The sequence below is a fragment of the Sinomonas humi genome, assembly GCF_000802235.1.
In the GTDB taxonomy this organism is placed as follows: Bacteria; Actinomycetota; Actinomycetes; order Actinomycetales; family Micrococcaceae; genus Sinomonas; species Sinomonas humi.
Map to the genome: position 1 here is coordinate 82,238 of NZ_JTDL01000098.1, position 16,816 is coordinate 99,053.

The following is a 16,816-nucleotide window of genomic DNA, read 5'->3' on the forward strand; positions in this document are numbered from 1 at the left end:
CTGTCTCGATTGTCAGTCTCGGCCGGCACCCCGGCCGGTCCTGTGCGATGCGCCGGTTGCCTGGGCGAGGTCCTGCTGGAGGGCGTAGTACTCAGGCTTGGGCTGGAGATTCTCGTCATAGATGTCGGCGGCGCCCTCCCCCTGGAAGACTCCGGGAACCCACGAGTACGCGTCGCCGAAGCCCCAGACGGTGTAGGAGATGCAGGCTCTCACCGCAATGCAGGCCTGCAGGGTCTGGGAGTACGCGGCCACCTGGGCCGACTGTTCGGTGGCTGTGACGGGAAGCGTGGTGCGCACGTCGACTTCGGTCTCGGCTACGTCGAGGCCCAGGTCGGCGAATCGCTGGAGGTTGTTCTGGAGATCCGGGAGGGGGTACTGCGTGTCCAAGTGGGTCTGGAAACCTACGCCATCGATGGGCACGCCCTGCGCTTGCAGGTTCTTGACGAACGCGTAGACGGCGTTGCTCTTCGCGCCGGTGAATTCGATGTTGTAGTCGTTGTAGAAGAGTTTGGCTTGGGGGTCAGCTTCATGGGCCCAGCGGAAGGCATCAGCAATGTAGCTGGGGCCGAGCTTCTGGAGCCAGATTGTATTGCGGAGGGTTCCGTCGTCATTGAATGCTTCGTTGACAACGTCCCATTGCCAAATCTTTCCCTTGAAATGGCTCACTTCATCGGTGATGTGCTTGTGGAGGATGTCCCTCAGCTGATCAGCGCTCATGCTCGGAGCTGCGGCCGTGAGCCAATCGGGAAGCTGGTTGTACCAGACGAGGGTGTGCCCGCGAACGAGTTGATGGTTGGCCTCTGCGGACGCCACCAGCCGGTCTGCTGCGCTCCAATCGTAGGTGCCCTGCGTGGGTTCGACCAGCTGCCATTTCATGACGTTCTCCGGCGTAACCGTCGAGAACTGGCTGTTGGTGATGCTCGTGTAGGCCGCGTTGCTTCCCAGTTGGTCCGTGTTGACAGCCGTTCCGATGCGCAAGCCGATGTTCGCGCCGAGTGCGCGCAGCGAGCCTCCCTGCTGCGAGGCACCAGGAACGTCGGAAGGCCCAGAGGCTGCCACGGCGGCTGCGGGAGTCGCGAGTGCGGCTGAAAGGCCGAGCGCGCCGATGAGAAGGGAACGTCGAATAGCCAATGAATACTCCTTTGTGTTCGAGAAGTGCTCGGTGCCTCGGTGAAGAATGGCGCAGTCGCGACCAAAAGGGATTGAACTGAGGCCTGAGCTTCCCAAGCACGACGGGACTCGTCAAACGTTTTCGAAAACGGTTTCTTTCCCGTAGGCTCCGGGCATATGAAAGCGCGTCCGACCATCCACGACGTGGCCAAAGCAGCTGGAGTCTCGGTCTCCACTGTCTCCAAAGCTGTCAATGGGCGGTATGGAGTCGGTGTCGAGACAACGGAACGCGTCCTGGAAGTTGCGCGAGCGCTCGGCTATGAGTCGAGCCTGGTGGCCAGCAGCATGCGCTCTAGGAAGACCGGCGTCATCGGAGTCCTGGTGGCTGGCTTCGAACCGTTCAGCGCCGAGATCCTGAAAGGCGTCGGCGCCGCGCTCAGCTGCTCCGGCTACGATCTTCTTGCCTACAGCGGGTCCCACCAGCTCTCGGCCGAAGGCTGGGAGCGCCGCTCGCTCAGCCGGTTGAGCGGCACGCTCATCGACGGCGCGATCATGGTGACACCGACAGTCGTGAACGTCCACGCCGACGTGCCAGTCGTCGCCGTCGACCCTCATACGGGCCATGTCGATCTACCCACCGTCGAGACCGACAACTTCGGCGGTGCGCGGAATGCCGCGCACTTCCTCATCCGCCTCGGCCACCGGCGGATCGGCTTCGTTGCGGGGCGTTCCGATCTCCGTTCAGCCGCCGCAAGGGAGGGCGGCTACCGGAAGGCGCTCACCGAGGCCGGGCTCCCCTTCGACCCGGCATGCGTCGTCGTCGGAAATTACGAACGGGAGTGCTCCCGAGAAGCCGCCCGGCGACTGCTCACCCAACCTGACCGTCCGACGGCGGTCTTCGCAGCCAACGATCTCTCCGCCATCGTGGTCATTGAAGTCGCGCGGGAACTTGGGCTGGAGGTTCCGTGTGACCTTTCGGTCGTGGGGTTCGACGATGTCCCGGAAGCCTCGCGCTACCACCTTCCGCTCACGACCGTGCGCCAGCCCATGGGCCAGATCGGGGCGGCCGCAGCCGATCTTGTGGTCGCCCTCATGAACGGTGAGACCCCCGAGGCGACTCATCTCAGGATGCCAACCCGGCTCATTGCCCGCGCGACCACCGCCCCGCCCACGGCTGGTTGTTGAACTCTCATCCCGCAAAACCCAATCCGGCCACGTCCTTGTTCCGAAGAGTCTGTGCGGGCACCCCGCACCGGCAGCCTTCAAACCCAACTGCCGGACGACGAGCGAGTCTCGGTTCTGCACAACGTTGTCCATCTTCTGTTCGGCATCGCCGGCCTGGCCCTCGGCCGGTCGAGGGCAACGGCCAAGTCCTACCTCACGTGGGGCGGCGCCATCTACCTCGTGTTGTTTGTCTACGGCGTCATCTTCACGGGAGACACCGGGGCGAACTTCGTCCCGGTCAACGTGGCCGACAACTTCCTGCACCTAATCCTCGGCGTCGGAATGCTCGTTCTCGGGCTCGCACTCGGCCGCAGGGCGGCTCTGGGCCGCCGCTGAGTGGCGGCCGTCACCAAGAGGCGGACCGATTGCACGCCACCTACAGCCGCCCGGGGATGCTCTTCCTCGGCCCAGCGGCAGTCGGCCTTGGTCTCGCAGCGCATCTCATTTCAGGCGGAGCAGTCCCACCGCTCTCCGTCGTCGTTGCCCTCACCGCCGTGGCGAGCCTGCTGGCGACGGCGGCGGTCCACGCGAGGCGGCCCCCGGCGTGGGCCCTGGGCCTAGGCAGTGGTGTCCTGCAGCAAGCGCTGCATCTCCTCTTCACTGCGTTGGCGGGGCCGGACGGCCCGCTCTTCCCGTCGTCCGGCCACGCCCATCATGGATCCCCCACCCCGCTTCCCGTCCCGGTCCAGGAAGGAACTTCGGCGGCGATGGATCCCCACCTGCTGGTGGTCGCTCATGTTGCGGCGGCGCTACTCACTGCACTCTTGGCTATCAGGGCCACCCGCACCCGCCCTACGCCGCCCCCTGCTCTGCCACGACCACGGTGACGTAGGGGCTGGCCCGGAAAGGCTCGAGCTGCCGCTCTGAGGCCGAGGCGTCGGTGATGAGGGTCCAGGGCCGCTCGATCGGCGTCCACCAGTGCGCCGAGCTGGCGGCGAGCTTGCTGGAATCGGCGAGGACGTAGAGCTCCGCGGCCGCCCGGATCATCGCACGCTTGAGGGACGCCTGCTGGTCAGTCTGTTCGCTGAGCCCGCGCTCGGCACTCACTCCGTCCGCGCCGAGGAACGCGGCATCGGCCGTCAGGGTGGAGAGGGCCGCCTCGGCCAGGGGCCCCACTGTTCCGGAACTGATGTGCCGGAGGCGCCCTCCGAGGATCACGAGCTCCACGTCTTCGGCGTGTTCGAGGGTCCTCGCGGTGGTCATTCCGTTGGTGATCACGGTGATGTCCGAGCGCGAGCAGAGGCAGCGGGCGAGCATCCCCACGGTAGTGCCAGCATCGAGGATGTTGACCGAGCCGGGGGCCACGAGGGAGGCCGCGTGGCGCCCGATGGCCTGTTTCGCTTCGCCGGCGACCATCTCCCGTTCCCTCAGGCTCTGTTCCCTCCCGCTCCCTGCGGGAGCGGCTCCTCCGTAGGTACGGAGGATCCGCCCGCTCGCGACGAGCCGGTCCAGGTCGCGCCGGATAGTGGAGGGTGAGACCGCGAATTCGTCCGCGAGTTCCTCGACAGTCGCGGGGCGGGCCTCAAGGGTCTCGGCGATCCGAGAGCGCCGTCCACTGGCATTCATCGGCTGGACTACCCTTCTGTGGACGCCGCCCGCTCTCCGGCGAGGTCGACGGCGGCCTTGAGCGCCTCGAGCATCGACGCATGGTCCGCGAGATTCTTCCCGGCGATGTCGAAGGCGGTGCCGTGGTCCACAGACGTGCGCACGACGGGGAGGCCGACCGTGATGTTCACCCCGTTCTCCAGGCCGAGAACCTTCACCGGGCCGTGGCCCTGATCGTGGTACATCGCCACAACGAGGTCGTAGTCGCCGCGGCCCGCCTTGAAGAAGAGTGTGTCGGCGGGAAGCGGTCCTTGGGCGTCGATCCCCTCTGCCTGGGCCTGAGCGATGCCCGGGGCGATCTTCTCTGCCTCCTCACCGTGGCCGAAGAGCCCGTTCTCCCCGGCGTGGGGGTTGATCGCGGCGACGGCGATGCGGGGGTTTTCGATGCCGGCCCGCACGAGCAGGTCGTAGCCCCGGCGGATCGTGCGGTAGACGAGCGGCCCGTCGATCTTGGCGATAGCATCCACGAGCCCGATGTGCGTGGTGACGTGGATGACGCGCATGCGGGGCGCCGTCAGCATCATCGAAACCTCGGGGGTTCCGGTGAGCTCGGCCAGGAGCTCGGTGTGGCCGGGATAGTTGTGGCCAGCCGCGTGGAGTGCGGCCTTGTTCAGGGGGGCCGTGCAGATCGCATCGATTTCGCCTGCGAGCGCGAGCTCGACGGCCTTCTCGACGTAGAGGTACGCGGCGTGGCCGGCCTCCGGCGAAAGCTGCCCCCACGGGAGGTCGGGGTCGAGGCCGGGGATGTCGAGGACGTCGATCGTCGAGGGCTCGAACCCGGCGTCAGCGACGGTGGCGATGGCGCGCGCGGAGAGCGTGCTCCCGACGATCTCCATCGCCTTGCGGATCCTGTCGAGACTGCCGATGACGAGCACACGGGCGTGCTCGTGGACGCCTGGGTCTGCCATCGCCTTGGCGATGACCTCGGGGCCGACGCCGGCGGGGTCGCCCATGGTGACTGCGACGATGGGAAGGCTCATGAGTTCTGCTCCTTGTTGGCGTGGGTGGGAACGGCTGTTTGCGGGTGCGAGAGGCGCCCGACGACGGCGGAGAGCGTCTGGGCGTCTCCAAAACTTCCCGACTTGAGGACGAAGGGGATGGGGTTGCCAGGCAGGTCGGCGAGGACCACCCCGGGAAGGAGTTCCGCGCGAAGCCAGAAATGCGGGGCACCGATGGCTTCAAGCACGGCGGCCGCGGTCTCGCCTCCCGAGACGACGAGGGCAGAGGCGGTGTCCGTCGCCGCTGCGGCGGTGGTTGCGAGGGCGGCGCAGACGCGTGCGGCCTGGGACTTGTCGAGGGGATCGGCGAGGGAGGGGGTGAGGACCGCTCCGCCGACGGCGAGGGCCTGCTGCAGGGCGGCGCGCGCGTCCCGCCCGTCGTCGTCCGCCGCCAGCGGCGGAAGCTCGACATGCTGGACGCCGTTCGCGATGAGGTTCTGCAGCTGGCCTCGGCCAATCTGCGAATAGCTGCCGATCACGACGAGCGGCCCGGCGGCGTCTGAACGACCGCCAGTACGCTGCAGCGGCAGCCCCTCGGCCGCCTTGGACGCCGCGGAGTCGCGCGAGGTGGTGCCAATGTGCGCCGCGACTCCTCCGGTTCCGACGAGGATGCCTTCTTGCCCGAGCGTTTCTGCGGCTGACGCGATCGCAGCAAGGTCTTCTTCCTCGGTTGCGTCGACCACGGCGGCCTGGATTCCGGCCTCCGCAATCGCTCGGAAGAGTCCGGCCAAGGCATTCCCATCCTGCCAATCGCCCCGGCTGATGAGGCGAGTGGTGAGGCCTGCAGCGCCAAGCGCCCTGACGACGTCGCCCTCCACGGCGAGAGGCGCACCTTCCACGTGAACTACGCCTCCGACGGTTGTCCGTCCGGTGCGCGGGAAGGCGGGGGCGACGACGGCCAGAGTCGGCTTGGCCGACGAGACAGCCTCGAGGACCCCCGCGACTTCGGCCCCGACGTTGCCCCGCATGAGCGAGTCGATCTTCTTGAAGACGCGGGCCCCCGAGAGCATGGCCTGCTCGGCCACTGCCCGAGCGCGGTCCTGCGCCTTGCCGCCAGGGAGGTAACGACTCTCGGTAGAGACGGCGAGAACATCCGCCTCAGGCCACGCGGCCTCGGGGTTGGTGATCACAGCTGTGCGTGAATGCGCGGCGAACGCGACGGCGGAATCTGCAGCGCCGGTCAGATCGTCGGCAACGATGACGAGATTGGGCATCAGAGGCTACGCTCTGGCTTCATTCTCGGCGACATGGTCTGACCTCTCCTGTCGACATTCTTGCGTTTTGTACGCAAGTAAATGCTTACACAGCGCAGGAGCGAGGTCAATTCAGGCTAACACCGGGCTTCTTGGGGCCTCGCATTGCGCGTTCATTGCACTTTCGGCCAACCCGGGAAGCACGACGGCGCCCAGAAGTTGCCTTCTGGGCGCCGCATTCGGCTCTTGCAGGGAGGACTGATCCCGCTCGGCTCCTAGCCCTCGGCGAGGGTGGCCGGCGCCGGAACCTCGGGAGAGTCTCCGTAGTGGATGCCAATCGAGGACAGGGCCATGATGACCCCGGCGACCGCGAAGACGACGAAGACGACGGCGAAGCTCGAGGTCGCCTGCACGATGAGGCCGATGAGGATCGGCATCAGGATGCCCGCGACGTTGCCCGAGAAGTTCATCGCGCCGCTGATCTTCCCGACGTCGCCCGGGTGCGCGATCCGAGCGGGGACTGCCCAGTAGAGGCCGCCCCAGCGCAGGAAGAAGTTGGCCGCGCTGATCAGGATCAGTGCCGCGATGGGAGACCCGACGACGTTGACCAGGAGGATGGCGACGGCGACGCCGAACCCGGCGATCCCGAGCATCCAGCGCAGGACCCGGTTGGGCTTGGCGCCTCGGCGGATCAGGCGGTCGGCGAGCTGGCCGGCGAAGATCTCGCCGACGAAGCCGACGCCGAAGATCACGAAGGTCCACGCGCCGATCAGGGCGGTCGAGACGTGCTGCTGCTGGCTGACATAGCTCGGGGCCCAGGTGAGCAGGCCGTAGACGACGGCGTCGTAGCCGAAGAACGCGGCGAGCAGCAGCCAGGTGCTGCGCGAGCGCAGGTAGTCAGCTGCCGTCCGCTTCTCGGCGGGGGCCACCTCGGTGTCGATCGCGGCGAGGTATTCGCGTTCCTTGTCGCGGATGAGAGGGTGTGCGGCGGGATTGTCCCGCATGAACAGCCACGCAATGACCCCGATGAGCACGGTGATGAGGCCGACGACCCCGAAGGCCAGCCGCCAGGTGCCCAGACCGATGATCAGTCCGGTGATCAGGAGGCCTCCGAGAGCGGTGCCGAGGGGACCACCACCGTCGACGAGGGTGCTGCCGCGGGCACGTTCACTGCGCCGGAGCCAGCGGGTGAGGGAAGTGTTGGCACCGTTCTGGACCGGGCCCTCGAAGACGCCGAGGAGCATACGCATGCCGAACAGCGCGGTGACGCCGGTCGCGAGGCCGGTGAGGGCTTCGGCGATGCCCCACCCGATGAGGCTGCCCGTGACGATCTTGCGGGGCTTGATCTTGTCCACGAGCCAGCCGCCCGGAAGCTGCATGAGCGTATAGGTCCAGCCGAAGGCGCTCAGGAGCAGGCCTTCGACGGCCGGGGTGAGGTGGAACTCCTTGCCGATGAGCGGCATCGCGATCGAGAGCGACGCCCTGTCGATGTAGTTGATAACCATGACGAGGACGAAGAACCCGAACATCCACCACCGCAGCGACGGCAGAGTGAATCTGCGGGTCTTGGTTCCTCGTTGAGCCGTTTCTGTCATGACGTCCTGTTCTGGTTGTGCAGGTGTCTCCTGCAGATCCTGATGTCTGCAGGAGAGCCCTGCAGGGCCTTCGGACTCCCGCCTTTGGCTGGACGCGAGCAGGGCCGGGCGGCGCGTTCGGCGCCGTCGGTCCAAGGGCATGGGTGCTGCGGTGGTGCTGTCCCTGATCGAGCCGCGAGGGGTGGCTTTACGCCCCGTGCGGCTGGGAGGTCACGGCCTCCCCCGGCCCTTCAGAGGACGAGGGGAGGTCGAGGGCGACCCCGAGGTCCCGGATGCCGTCCGCTGCCGCATGCGGCAGCCGGGCATCGGTGATGATGCGGTCAAAGCGCTCGAGCGGAAAGACGTCGTACATCCCGAAGGTCCCGAACTTGGTGCTCGTGGCCATGAGGACGGCGGTGGAGGCGGATTCGACGGCCGCTGTCTTGACAGGGACCTTCGACTCGGTAGGCGTGGTGACCCCACGGCGAAGGTCCCAGGAGCTCGCGCTGATGAACGCGATGTCCGTATTGATGCGGCGGAGGATTTCGCCTGCCAGACTGCCGACGGCGGAACGGTTCGAGTGTTCGAGCCGGCCCCCCGTGTGGATGGTCTCCACGTGGGGGGCGTCGGTCAGCTGCTCGACGATCGCGAAGTCGTTGGTCACGACCGTCATGCCGTGCCGCTGCCGGATTGCGGGAACGAGGGCACCGGTGGTGGTGCCTGCGTCCAGGTAGAGCACCATGCCGTCGGAGAGGAGCCCGGCGGCGGCCCCTGCGATGGCGGCTTTCTCGTCCCGCTCCGATGCCGTCTTGTCCCCGAACGCCGGCTCGAGGCGCATGCCGCTCGCCAAACGCACGCCTCCAGGCACCGATACCGCGCGTCCTTCCCGCTCGAGCACGGCGATGTCGCGCCGAACGGTCATGTGGGACACGCAGAGGAGCTCGGTGAGCTGGGCGACGCTGAGAACGTGGTCGCGTCGCAGGGCCCGCATGAGCTTCTCTCGCCGCTGATCGGGGATGAGGATCCCCTCTTCGGGCATCGGCGCTTCGGTCATCGTCGGTCTCCGCTCGTCTCTAGAGTGCCGGGGCCGGCCCGAGCTCGCTGCGCAGGGCGCTCAGAGCGGCGTAGGCCTTGTCCCGATATGCAACCAGATCCGGGGCCTCGTCGGCCGGGATGTCGAGGAATCCGCCCCCGGACTTGAGGCCCAAACGCCCCTTCTCGACCATCGAGTGGAGCATCTGGGGCGACGTGAAACGCTCGCCATATTCCGCCTCGAGGCTCGCGTACGACATGTCGTAGACATCCAGCCCCGCCATGTCGGCGATCGCGAACGGGCCGAAGAGCGCCAGGCGGAAGCCGAAGGCGTTGCTGACCACGGTATCGATCTGTGCCGGGGTCGCGAGCCCCTCTTCCACCATCCGCACCGCCTCTTTGAAGAGGGCGAACTGGAGACGGTTGGCGACGAAGCCCGGCGAATCTGCGACCTGCCCCGGCTGCTTGCCGGCCTCCCGAATGAGGGCTTCCGAGGATGAGACTGCCCACTCGACGGTTCCCGGGTGAGGGATGAGCTCGACGCCGGGGATGAACGGGGCCGGGTTCATCCAGTGGACTCCCAGGAAGCGCTCGGGCCCGACGACGGACTGCGCCAGTTCGGCGATCGGGATCGCCGAGGTGTTGGAGCCGATGACGGCGTCGGCAGGAGCCGCGGCGGAGATCCGGGAGAGGGCCTCGGCCTTGACGTCGCGGCGCTCGAAAACAGCTTCCGTCACGTAGTCCGCGCCCTCGACGGCAGCCTCGACGCTCTCCGCCGAGCTGAGGCGCGCGGCGATCTCCTCTGCAGCCCCCGCGCGGAACAGGCCGTCTTCTTCAAAACGGCTTGCCTGCGTCACGAGGCGTTCGCGCGCCTGAGCGGCACGCTCACCATCCACGTCGCCGAGCACGACGTCGCGGCCCGCCAGGGCGAGCACCTGAGCGATGCCCCCTCCCATGTAGCCGGAGCCGACGACGGCGACCCGCTGGATGGCCTTCTCTGATGCGTTCATGGATTCCTCTCAGCGGCCCTCGTGACCGCCAGCCAAGCTTCGTCTGTGATGTGCAGCACGCTATGCCTGTTTCACACAAGCGTCAAGTTTCGTTCCACAGATTCACACGTGACAACATGGGGTGAACCATCTCCGACCAGATGGACCGTCCCGAACAAAGGAGCCAGCCGATGAGATGGGGCTGCATTGCCGACGACGTCACCGGCGCCACTGACCTTGCCACGGCCTTCGTCAGCCGTGGCCTCACGGCCGCGGTGCATTTCGGCGTCCCAAGCCCCGGAGACATCGCCGAGTTCGAGGATTTGGAGGTGCTCGTCGTCGCGCTCAAGTCACGGACCGCGCCTCCCGCGGATGCCGTGAGGGAGTCTCTCGCCGCGCTCGATGCGCTCGCGGAGGCTGGCGCGGAGCGCTTCTATGTGAAGTACTGTTCCACTTTCGACTCCACACCATCTGGGAACATCGGCCCAGTCATCGACGCCGTGGTGGGCCGGCTCGGGGAGCCAGGCACCGTCGTCGTGCCCAGCTTCCCGGACACCGGGAGGACCGTGTACCAGGGCCGCCTGTTCGTTGGAAGCGACCCGCTCGACGAGAGCCCGATGCGCGACCACCCGCTCACTCCGATGCGCGATTCGAGCCTCATGCGCCTTCTGGAGCCGCAGACGGAGAGCGATGTCTCGCTCGTCCCGCTCCAGACCGTGCATCAAGGAGCCGAGGCCGTGCGCGAGGAGTTGCTCCGCCTCATCGGCTCAGACCGAGAGCGGCCCATGCTCGCCGTCGTGGACGCCCTCGAGAGGGAGGATCTCGCCGTCATCATGGAAGCCGCAGCGGGCCTGAAAGTCGTCACGGGCGGCTCGGGCCTGGCTCTTGGCATCCCTGCCGGGGACGAGGCCGAGGCCCGACGCATACCCCTCACGCCGGGCCGCAGGGCCGTCCTGTGCGGAAGCGCCTCGGCACGGACGCGAGAGCAGATCGCGTCCGGCAAGGCCCTCCTCCCCTTCCGGAAGCTCGACCTCGATGCGCTCCGCAGCGACGTCGTGGCCGAGGCGGGGCGGATCATCGACTGGGCGCGGGACCTCTGGTCGAAGGATTCCTCAGCAGTTCCTCTCGTTTTCTCTGCGGAGAGCATCGAGGACCTGGCCGAGGACAGGGACAACGTGAGCTCGCTCGTCGAACAGGCCCTGGCCGCGATCGCCGCAGGCATGATCGGCGAGGGCGTCCGCGAACTCGTCGTCGCCGGGGGCGAGAGCTCAGGGCGGGTTGTGCAGGAACTCGGCGTCAAGGCCCTGCGGATAGGGCCCGCCATCAGCCCGGGCGTCGCGTGGGCCAACGCCACCGCCGCCGATGGCACTAGCCTCAGTCTCGCCCTCAAGTCCGGGAACTTCGGCGAGCGCGATATGTTCACCACAGCATGGTCGGCCCTTGAGGGCGCAGCACACCTCGGGGAAGGAACCGAAGAGAAGTGACGAGCACAGAAGCTACGGCAGGGCCTCGGGAAGAGCTCGTGCTCGCCGGCAGGAGCCTGACCGCGAACGGCCTCAGCCGCGGATCTGCCGGCAACCTCAGCGTGCGTGAGGGCGACCATCTCCTCATGTCGCCCACCGGATCGGACCTCGGCAGCCTCGTGGCAGCCTCCCTCTCGGTCCTCGACTTCGAGGGGAATCTGCTGGAAGGACCGCGTCCGTCCAAAGAATTCCCCTTCCACCGCGCCTTCTACCGCCGGGACCGCAGCACGAACGCCGTCGTGCACGTCCATTCCCCCGCAGCCATGGCCGTATCCTGCCTTGAGCCGTGGACGGAGTGGAGCGCCATTCCGCCGCTGACCCCCTATTTCGTCATGCGGGTCGGACAGACTCCGCTGGTCCCCTACGCCGACCCCGGAGATCCGAGCCAAGCCGACTGGATCGAGGCGATCCCCTTTCCCCTGCACGCCGTCCTCCTGCAGAACCACGGAGCCATCACGGTCGGGCGCGACCTCGCGGAAGCCGTGGACACCGCCGTCGAACTCGAACAGGTCTGCGACACGCTCCTGCGCACCGCGGGCCTCCCCAAGCGGCTGCTCAGCCAGGAGACCGCGGTCCGCCTCGCCGGGAAGTACGGGCGGCACTGGACGCTCGGCCAACCAGCCGCGGTTCCTCCCGCCCACAGCTGACGCAACCGATCCGGCTGACATCCAAAGGAAGCGAATAAGCGTGGCTGTCAAAAGCGATGGAATGGGCCTGGCCCTGAATACCTCAAGCGTCCTCGCCCATCTGCCCTTGCTGCAGCAGCCCGCGGCGGCCGCGGCGGCGGGGTTCGACGAGATCGAGCTGTGGTGGCCCTATCCCGGCTCCGAACCCAGCACGCAAGAGGCAGACGAGCTCGTTGCAGCCGTCGAGGAAGCCGGAGTGCGGGTGGGACTGCTCAACTTCCATGGAGGGGACCTCGCTTCAGGCGAGCGCGGCTTCGCCTGCCAACCGGGCCGCGAGCGGGAGTTCTCCGCCGCCATGGAAGGCGCCCTCCGTCTCGGCAAGCGGCTCGGGGTAGGGGCCTTCAACCCCATGTATGGGCTCGCGGTCGCGGAGGCGAGCCCCGACGAGCAGGAGCGCGCCGCCGTCGCGAACCTCGCGCTCGCGGCGAAAAAGGCGGCTGAGATCGGTGCACAAATTGCGCTCGAACCCCTCAGCGGTATTCCCGACTACCCCCTCACCACGGCAGCAGCGACCATGCGGATCGTGGAGAGAGTGCGCGAAGCTGGGAGCCCGGCCATCGGGATGCTCGCCGACTTCTACCATCTGAGCCACAGCGACGAGGATCTGCTCGACGTCATCCGTCGGTACGGCCAGGACTTCGTCCGCATCCAGATCGCCGATGCGCCCGGACGCGGACATCCCGGCAGCGGCGGCCTGCCCCTCTGCTCCTGGCTCGCCGCCTCCCGGGAAGCAGGCTACGAAGGGACGGTCGGCCTCGAGTACTTCCCCGACGACCCTGCGCTCGCCTTCGAATGGCTCGCCTAGCCGTCCGGCGAACGTTCGGGTCTTCGCTGACATAGCATCCTCGCGTGAACGCAAGGCGCTTGCAGCCCCGAGGTCGACTCACCCAGACCTGCTGACGGTGAGCTCGAAGTCGTACCTGTCCGCACGATAGAAGCTTCTGGCATATTCGGCGATTCGTCCCTTCTCGTCGAACCCTCTTCGGACGACGAGGAGGGCAGCAGAGCCGTGGGGCACATTCAGCAGGTCGGCGATGCGGCCTTGGAGAATCTGGGCCGAGATCTTCTGCTCAGCTCGCTCGATGCGCATGTTGTAGCTGGAGGCGAAGATGCCGTAGAGGGGCCGCTCAAGGTCCTGGTGCAGGAGGCCGGGGTACAGGTGCGCGGGAAGCCGGATGTCCTCGAAGCACATGGGGAAACCGTCGGCGAGCCTCAGCCGCTCGAGATGGAGCACGGCACTGCCGGGGGCGAGCTCGAGCCGTTCGGTCGCCTCGGCGTCCGCTGGGCCTTGATCGACGTGCAACAGGCGGGTTCCGGGTCGCAGCCCCCTTGCCTGCATGTCCTCGGAGAACGACGTCAGGCGGCTGTCCTTGGAGATCCGTTGGGCGGCGACGAAGGTGCCGCGGCCCCGTACTGAGTAGATCCGCCCTTCGTCGGCGAGGCCCTTCAGGGCCTGCCGGACGGTGGAACGGCTGACCTCATAGCGTTCGGCCAGCTCGCGTTCCTGGGGCAGAGGGGCGTCCGGGGCGAGCCCCGACATGTGCTGAAGGATTTCCTCCCTCACCCATTCGTGCTTGACGCGAGTCGTCGTCACCATCGCCCCTTCCTCTCTGCCGGCGCCTCCGCGCCCTAGCGCACCGGCGTGGGCTCCGCGAACCTATCTTCCCGGATCCATTGACCACGTGCGAAGTACACTGCTACGGTAACACCACAGGTCCGGACCTAGGACCTTTTGGTACGAACCAAAAATGCCTCTCGATGAGGAGAAGACCATGATTCGAAAGTCCCTCCCCCGGCACGCCGCACTCGCCTCGATCGCCGTCGCAGCACTGGGCATGTCACTTGCCGGATGCGGTGTTTCCGGCTCCACCTCCGGCAGCGCCAACGGCACGACCACCGTGAAGATGATCATGGAGCCGGGGCCGGAGGCGGACTCGATGTCTAAGCTGGTGAACTCCTTCAACTCTGGGCAGGGCTCGAAGGACAAGATCCATGTCGAAATCGATCAGCTCAGCCGCACGGACACCTTCGCGAAGGAAGCAGCGTTGATGTCCACTAACTCCTCGGACTACGACATCTACCGCACCACCAGCTATCTGATCGCTCAGCATGCTCCTTATCTGGAACCGCTGACCCTCAATGGAGACAACTACTTCAAGGTCGCCCTCGACTCGCTCCAAGTGGACGGCAAGCAGTACGGGATCCCATTGGATCCCAGCGTGAATCTCGTCTACTACCGCACTGACCTGATCGACCAGATGCTCAAGGACGCCCCGACGTTCGAGAAGATCAGCCAGGAGGTCCTCGGCAAGACGCTCCAGCCCAAGAGCCCGGACCAGTGGAACTGGGACGATTACATCGCGTCCGCGGCCTACTTCACCAAGAAGTACAACCCCAACTCCCCCACCGCCTATGGCACGGAACTGCAGGCGAAGAACCTGCTCTACAACGCCATGGTCTGGGACGACGTCCTCTGGGGCTCTGGCGGGAACTGGCTGAACTCCTCCGGCCAGCCGGACCTAACCAGCCCTGCAGCGCAGAATGCGGTCAACATCTACCGCACCATCTACACCAAAGGTCTCACTTCGCCTGACTCAGATCAGGCGGAGTTCCCGGAGACCGAGGCGGCGCTCGGCAGCGGCAACGCAGCATTCGCGATCCAGTGGAACGCGGGCTACGACCAACTCAACGACCCGTCCAAGTCCCCCAAGACCGCTGGGAAGATCGGCATCGCCCCAGTCCCCGGCAACAAGTCCCACACGCACGTCCTCTCTCTGGGAATCAATAAGGACAGCAAGCACAAGGCCCAGGCAGAGGAGTTCATCAAGTACCTCGACGACGAGGCGACCATGGCCGCCTACGTGGGGGACGGCGGCATCGCATCAATGCCGAAGGCCCTGGCCAGCAAGAGTGACCCGAACACCGCCGCACTGAACAAGGTCCTCTCGGATGGCAGCTTCTCCGAGCCCGCGCTGCCGAAGGCATTCGACATCTATACCGCGCTCGCCAACGACCTCTCCGGAGCCTGGGTCGGGCAGGGCGACGTCACCTCGGCCTTGCAGAAGGCCAACGCCGACGTGGCGAAGCTGGCGGGGAAGTAACCGAACTATGACGTCTCCCTCGTCTGTGGCGACCCGCTCCGCGGATGTGGCAGCGAAGGGGAGCCGCCGCCGGCGCCCCGGCCTCGGCCGGGGCCCGGTGCGGTGGGTCCTGGCTGCGCCCCTGCTGGTCTTCCTCGCGTTGCTGGTGGTGTTCCCGATCATCTACGGGATCCAGTCCTCACTTACCTCCAGGACCCTGCTGGACCCAACGCCCGCGTGGGTCGGGCTCGGGAACTACGCCACTGTCCTGACCGACACCGGATTCTGGCACTCGGTGCTGTTCACCCTCGTGTACACGGTGGTCGTAACCGCTGTCGAGCTAGTCCTCGGATTCGGGCTGGCGCTACTGTTCGACAAGGAGTTCCCGGGCAAGAAGTTTCTCCTCAGCTCGGTTATCCTCCCGATCATGATCGCCCCGGCTCTGATGGGCATCATGTTCAGGCTCCTCCTCAACGCGAACATCGGTCTCGTCCCGGGCTTCCTGCACGCCGTAGGCATCAACACCCCGCTGCTGAGCGCCGGAGTCGTCATCCCCATGCTCATGGCGCTGGACGTAGTGCAGTGGACTCCGTTCACCTTCCTGCTCTTCCATGCGGCCCTCCAGTCGGTCCCAGGCGAACTTCACGAAGCCGCCCAGCTCGATCGGGCCAGCTACCCCCGGTTCGTCAGCTCGATCTTGCTTCCGCTCATGACGCCGACGATCTTCATCGCCGGATTCCTGCGTGCCATCGACGCGTTCAGGACCTTCGACACCATCAACGTCCTCACCTCAGGAGGCCCAGGGGACAACACCACAACGCTGAGCATCTATATCTACAAGATTCTCTCGGCAGGCAACTTCGGCACGGCGTCGGCCGCAGCACTGCTCGTGGCGCTGATCATGCTGCCGTTGGTACCTATCGTCGTCCGCCGCATTACCCGAGGAGCAGTCTCATGAGCCAAGCACCTGCCTTGCCGAGGCAGCGCAAGCCGGCACCCTGGTGGCGGACGGCTGTGATTGGACTGATCGCCCTGCTGATCAACCTGCCGCTCATCAACGCTCTCATCACGTCTTTCAAGACCGACGCCGCGATCGGCCTCTCCCCGTTCTCTTTCAGTGGGGGCCTGACGCTGGACCACTTCAGCGCGATTCTCGGCGGCACCAAGTACAACTTCATCGGGTTCTTGGCGAACTCCGCCCAGATCTCCCTCGGATCAGTCCTGCTCATCATGGTCGTCGCTGTGCCTGCTAGCTACGCGATCGTTCGTATGGGGTTCGGAGGCAGCTGGCTCCTGCAGATCATCACCAGCCTGCGACTGGTGCCTGCAATGTTCTTCGCCATCCCCTTCTTCCTGATCTTCTCCTCGCTTGGGGTCTACGACACGATCGTGGGTCTGGTCCTAGCGAACGCCTTCATCAACCTTCCTCTGGCCCTGCTCATCATTTGCGGCACGCTCAGGGAACTCCCCGTCGAGATCGAGGAAGCTTCTAAAATCGACGGCGCTGGCCCCTTCCGGAGCCTGTTCTCGATCGTGCTCCCGCTCCTCGCGCCGGGACTGGTCGCCGTAGGCATCCTGGTCTTCGTCTTCTCTTGGTCCGATTACCTCTTCGCGGTCATCCTTTCGGCCTCCAACGCAGTACCCGTAACTGTTGGCGCGGCCTTCTTCGTCACCAGCGCAGGAATCGCCTGGGGCAATCTCGCCGCTGTGACCGTCGTGTCGGTGATCATCCCGCTCTGCTTCGCCTTCTTCGCGCAGCGCTACCTCGTCCGCGGCCTTTCCGCGGGCGCGATCAAGTAGAC

At 66.2% G+C, this 16,816-nt stretch carries 17 protein-coding genes; 9 read left to right on the forward strand and 8 right to left on the reverse strand.

The annotated features are described in order from the left end of the window. Nucleotides 1–12: 12 nt before the first annotated feature. On the reverse strand, nucleotides 13–1,131 hold the full coding sequence (locus LK10_RS08830; protein WP_231567693.1) for an endo-1,4-beta-xylanase: 1,119 nt from the start codon (nucleotides 1,129–1,131) through the stop codon (nucleotides 13–15). Between the two features lie 156 nt (nucleotides 1,132–1,287). On the opposite strand from LK10_RS08830, the gene LK10_RS08835 reads away from it, so the two are divergent. The 3 genes from LK10_RS08835 to LK10_RS21825 are packed head-to-tail and all read left to right on the forward strand — an operon-like array spanning nucleotide 1,288 to nucleotide 3,161. Next, nucleotides 1,288–2,295 (forward strand): LacI family DNA-binding transcriptional regulator, encoded by a 1,008-nt coding sequence (locus tag LK10_RS08835; protein ID WP_043122509.1) that lies wholly within the window; start codon nucleotides 1,288–1,290, stop codon nucleotides 2,293–2,295. Between the two features lie 51 nt (nucleotides 2,296–2,346). Then, nucleotides 2,347–2,670 (forward strand): DUF4383 domain-containing protein, encoded by a 324-nt coding sequence (locus LK10_RS08840; RefSeq protein ID WP_052207124.1) that lies wholly within the window; start codon nucleotides 2,347–2,349, stop codon nucleotides 2,668–2,670. 29 nt (nucleotides 2,671–2,699) lie between these two features. Then, the gene (locus LK10_RS21825; RefSeq protein WP_156144102.1) at nucleotides 2,700–3,161 is read left to right on the forward strand and encodes a hypothetical protein; all 462 of its coding nucleotides are present in this window, start codon (nucleotides 2,700–2,702) and stop codon (nucleotides 3,159–3,161) included. On the opposite strand, the gene LK10_RS08850 is transcribed toward LK10_RS21825, so the two are convergent. The 6 genes from LK10_RS08850 to LK10_RS08875 form a co-directional block, all read right to left on the reverse strand. Beyond that, nucleotides 3,127–3,900, reverse strand: a complete 774-nt coding sequence (locus tag LK10_RS08850; protein ID WP_043122516.1) for a DeoR/GlpR family DNA-binding transcription regulator — start codon at nucleotides 3,898–3,900, stop codon at nucleotides 3,127–3,129. The genes LK10_RS21825 and LK10_RS08850 overlap by 35 nt on opposite strands. 8 nt (nucleotides 3,901–3,908) lie before the next feature. Then, a complete protein-coding gene (gene pdxA, locus LK10_RS08855) occupies nucleotides 3,909–4,919 on the reverse strand; it encodes a 4-hydroxythreonine-4-phosphate dehydrogenase PdxA (protein WP_043122520.1) in 1,011 nt (336 codons plus the stop codon). Then, on the reverse strand, nucleotides 4,916–6,151 hold the full coding sequence (locus LK10_RS08860; RefSeq protein ID WP_043122522.1) for a four-carbon acid sugar kinase family protein: 1,236 nt from the start codon (nucleotides 6,149–6,151) through the stop codon (nucleotides 4,916–4,918). The genes pdxA and LK10_RS08860 overlap by 4 nt, the downstream gene beginning before the upstream one ends. A 254-nt stretch (nucleotides 6,152–6,405) precedes the next feature. After that, nucleotides 6,406–7,725, reverse strand: a complete 1,320-nt coding sequence (locus tag LK10_RS08865) for an MFS transporter (protein ID WP_043122523.1) — start codon at nucleotides 7,723–7,725, stop codon at nucleotides 6,406–6,408. A 187-nt stretch (nucleotides 7,726–7,912) separates the two neighbouring features. Further along, complete coding sequence (locus tag LK10_RS08870) at nucleotides 7,913–8,758, reverse strand: DeoR/GlpR family DNA-binding transcription regulator (protein ID WP_052207125.1); 846 nt, start codon at nucleotides 8,756–8,758, stop codon at nucleotides 7,913–7,915. 19 nt (nucleotides 8,759–8,777) lie between these two features. After that, nucleotides 8,778–9,746, reverse strand: coding sequence for a 3-hydroxyacyl-CoA dehydrogenase family protein (locus LK10_RS08875; protein ID WP_043122525.1), 969 nt, complete (start codon nucleotides 9,744–9,746; stop codon nucleotides 8,778–8,780). A gap of 170 nt (nucleotides 9,747–9,916) precedes the next feature. On the opposite strand from LK10_RS08875, the gene otnK reads away from it, so the two are divergent. From otnK to LK10_RS08890, 3 genes are read left to right on the forward strand one after another with little or no spacing between them, the layout of a single operon-like run. Then, nucleotides 9,917–11,209, forward strand: coding sequence for a 3-oxo-tetronate kinase (otnK, locus tag LK10_RS08880; RefSeq protein ID WP_052207126.1), 1,293 nt, complete (start codon nucleotides 9,917–9,919; stop codon nucleotides 11,207–11,209). After that, on the forward strand, nucleotides 11,206–11,895 hold the full coding sequence (locus LK10_RS08885) for a class II aldolase/adducin family protein (protein ID WP_052207127.1): 690 nt from the start codon (nucleotides 11,206–11,208) through the stop codon (nucleotides 11,893–11,895). The genes otnK and LK10_RS08885 overlap by 4 nt, the downstream gene beginning before the upstream one ends. A gap of 40 nt (nucleotides 11,896–11,935) precedes the next feature. Beyond that, nucleotides 11,936–12,739, forward strand: a complete 804-nt coding sequence (locus LK10_RS08890) for a TIM barrel protein (protein ID WP_231567694.1) — start codon at nucleotides 11,936–11,938, stop codon at nucleotides 12,737–12,739. A gap of 78 nt (nucleotides 12,740–12,817) precedes the next feature. Here LK10_RS08890 and LK10_RS08895 read toward each other — a convergent pair whose 3' ends face one another. Next, nucleotides 12,818–13,531, reverse strand: a complete 714-nt coding sequence (locus LK10_RS08895; RefSeq protein WP_043122531.1) for a GntR family transcriptional regulator — start codon at nucleotides 13,529–13,531, stop codon at nucleotides 12,818–12,820. Nucleotides 13,532–13,706: 175 nt separating this feature from the next. Between LK10_RS08895 and LK10_RS08900 the strand changes: the two genes are divergently transcribed. Genes LK10_RS08900 through LK10_RS08910 form a run of 3 tightly spaced genes read left to right on the forward strand, consistent with a single transcriptional unit; the run spans nucleotide 13,707 to nucleotide 16,814 of the window. After that, the gene (locus tag LK10_RS08900; RefSeq protein ID WP_052207128.1) at nucleotides 13,707–15,035 is read left to right on the forward strand and encodes an ABC transporter substrate-binding protein; all 1,329 of its coding nucleotides are present in this window, start codon (nucleotides 13,707–13,709) and stop codon (nucleotides 15,033–15,035) included. Nucleotides 15,036–15,042: 7 nt separating this feature from the next. Further along, complete coding sequence (locus LK10_RS08905; RefSeq protein WP_052207129.1) at nucleotides 15,043–15,972, forward strand: carbohydrate ABC transporter permease; 930 nt, start codon at nucleotides 15,043–15,045, stop codon at nucleotides 15,970–15,972. After that, complete coding sequence (locus LK10_RS08910) at nucleotides 15,969–16,814, forward strand: carbohydrate ABC transporter permease (protein WP_052207130.1); 846 nt, start codon at nucleotides 15,969–15,971, stop codon at nucleotides 16,812–16,814. Before LK10_RS08905 ends, LK10_RS08910 begins: the two co-directional genes overlap by 4 nt. Nucleotides 16,815–16,816: the final 2 nt, after the last annotated feature.

Coding starts and splice junctions, on each gene's coding strand:
- LK10_RS08835 (WP_043122509.1), top strand. CDS start 1,288: ATGAAAGCGCGTCCGACCATCCACGACGTGGCCAAAGCAGCTGGAGTC.
- LK10_RS08850 (WP_043122516.1), bottom strand. CDS start 3,900: ATGAATGCCAGTGGACGGCGCTCTCGGATCGCCGAGACCCTTGAGGCC.
- pdxA (WP_043122520.1), bottom strand. CDS start 4,919: ATGAGCCTTCCCATCGTCGCAGTCACCATGGGCGACCCCGCCGGCGTC.
- LK10_RS08860 (WP_043122522.1), bottom strand. CDS start 6,151: ATGCCCAATCTCGTCATCGTTGCCGACGATCTGACCGGCGCTGCAGAT.
- LK10_RS08865 (WP_043122523.1), bottom strand. CDS start 7,725: ATGACAGAAACGGCTCAACGAGGAACCAAGACCCGCAGATTCACTCTG.
- LK10_RS08870 (WP_052207125.1), bottom strand. CDS start 8,758: ATGACCGAAGCGCCGATGCCCGAAGAGGGGATCCTCATCCCCGATCAG.
- LK10_RS08875 (WP_043122525.1), bottom strand. CDS start 9,746: ATGAACGCATCAGAGAAGGCCATCCAGCGGGTCGCCGTCGTCGGCTCC.
- otnK (WP_052207126.1), top strand. CDS start 9,917: ATGAGATGGGGCTGCATTGCCGACGACGTCACCGGCGCCACTGACCTT.
- LK10_RS08895 (WP_043122531.1), bottom strand. CDS start 13,531: ATGGTGACGACGACTCGCGTCAAGCACGAATGGGTGAGGGAGGAAATC.
- LK10_RS08900 (WP_052207128.1), top strand. CDS start 13,707: ATGATTCGAAAGTCCCTCCCCCGGCACGCCGCACTCGCCTCGATCGCC.
- LK10_RS08905 (WP_052207129.1), top strand. CDS start 15,043: ATGACGTCTCCCTCGTCTGTGGCGACCCGCTCCGCGGATGTGGCAGCG.
- LK10_RS08910 (WP_052207130.1), top strand. CDS start 15,969: ATGAGCCAAGCACCTGCCTTGCCGAGGCAGCGCAAGCCGGCACCCTGG.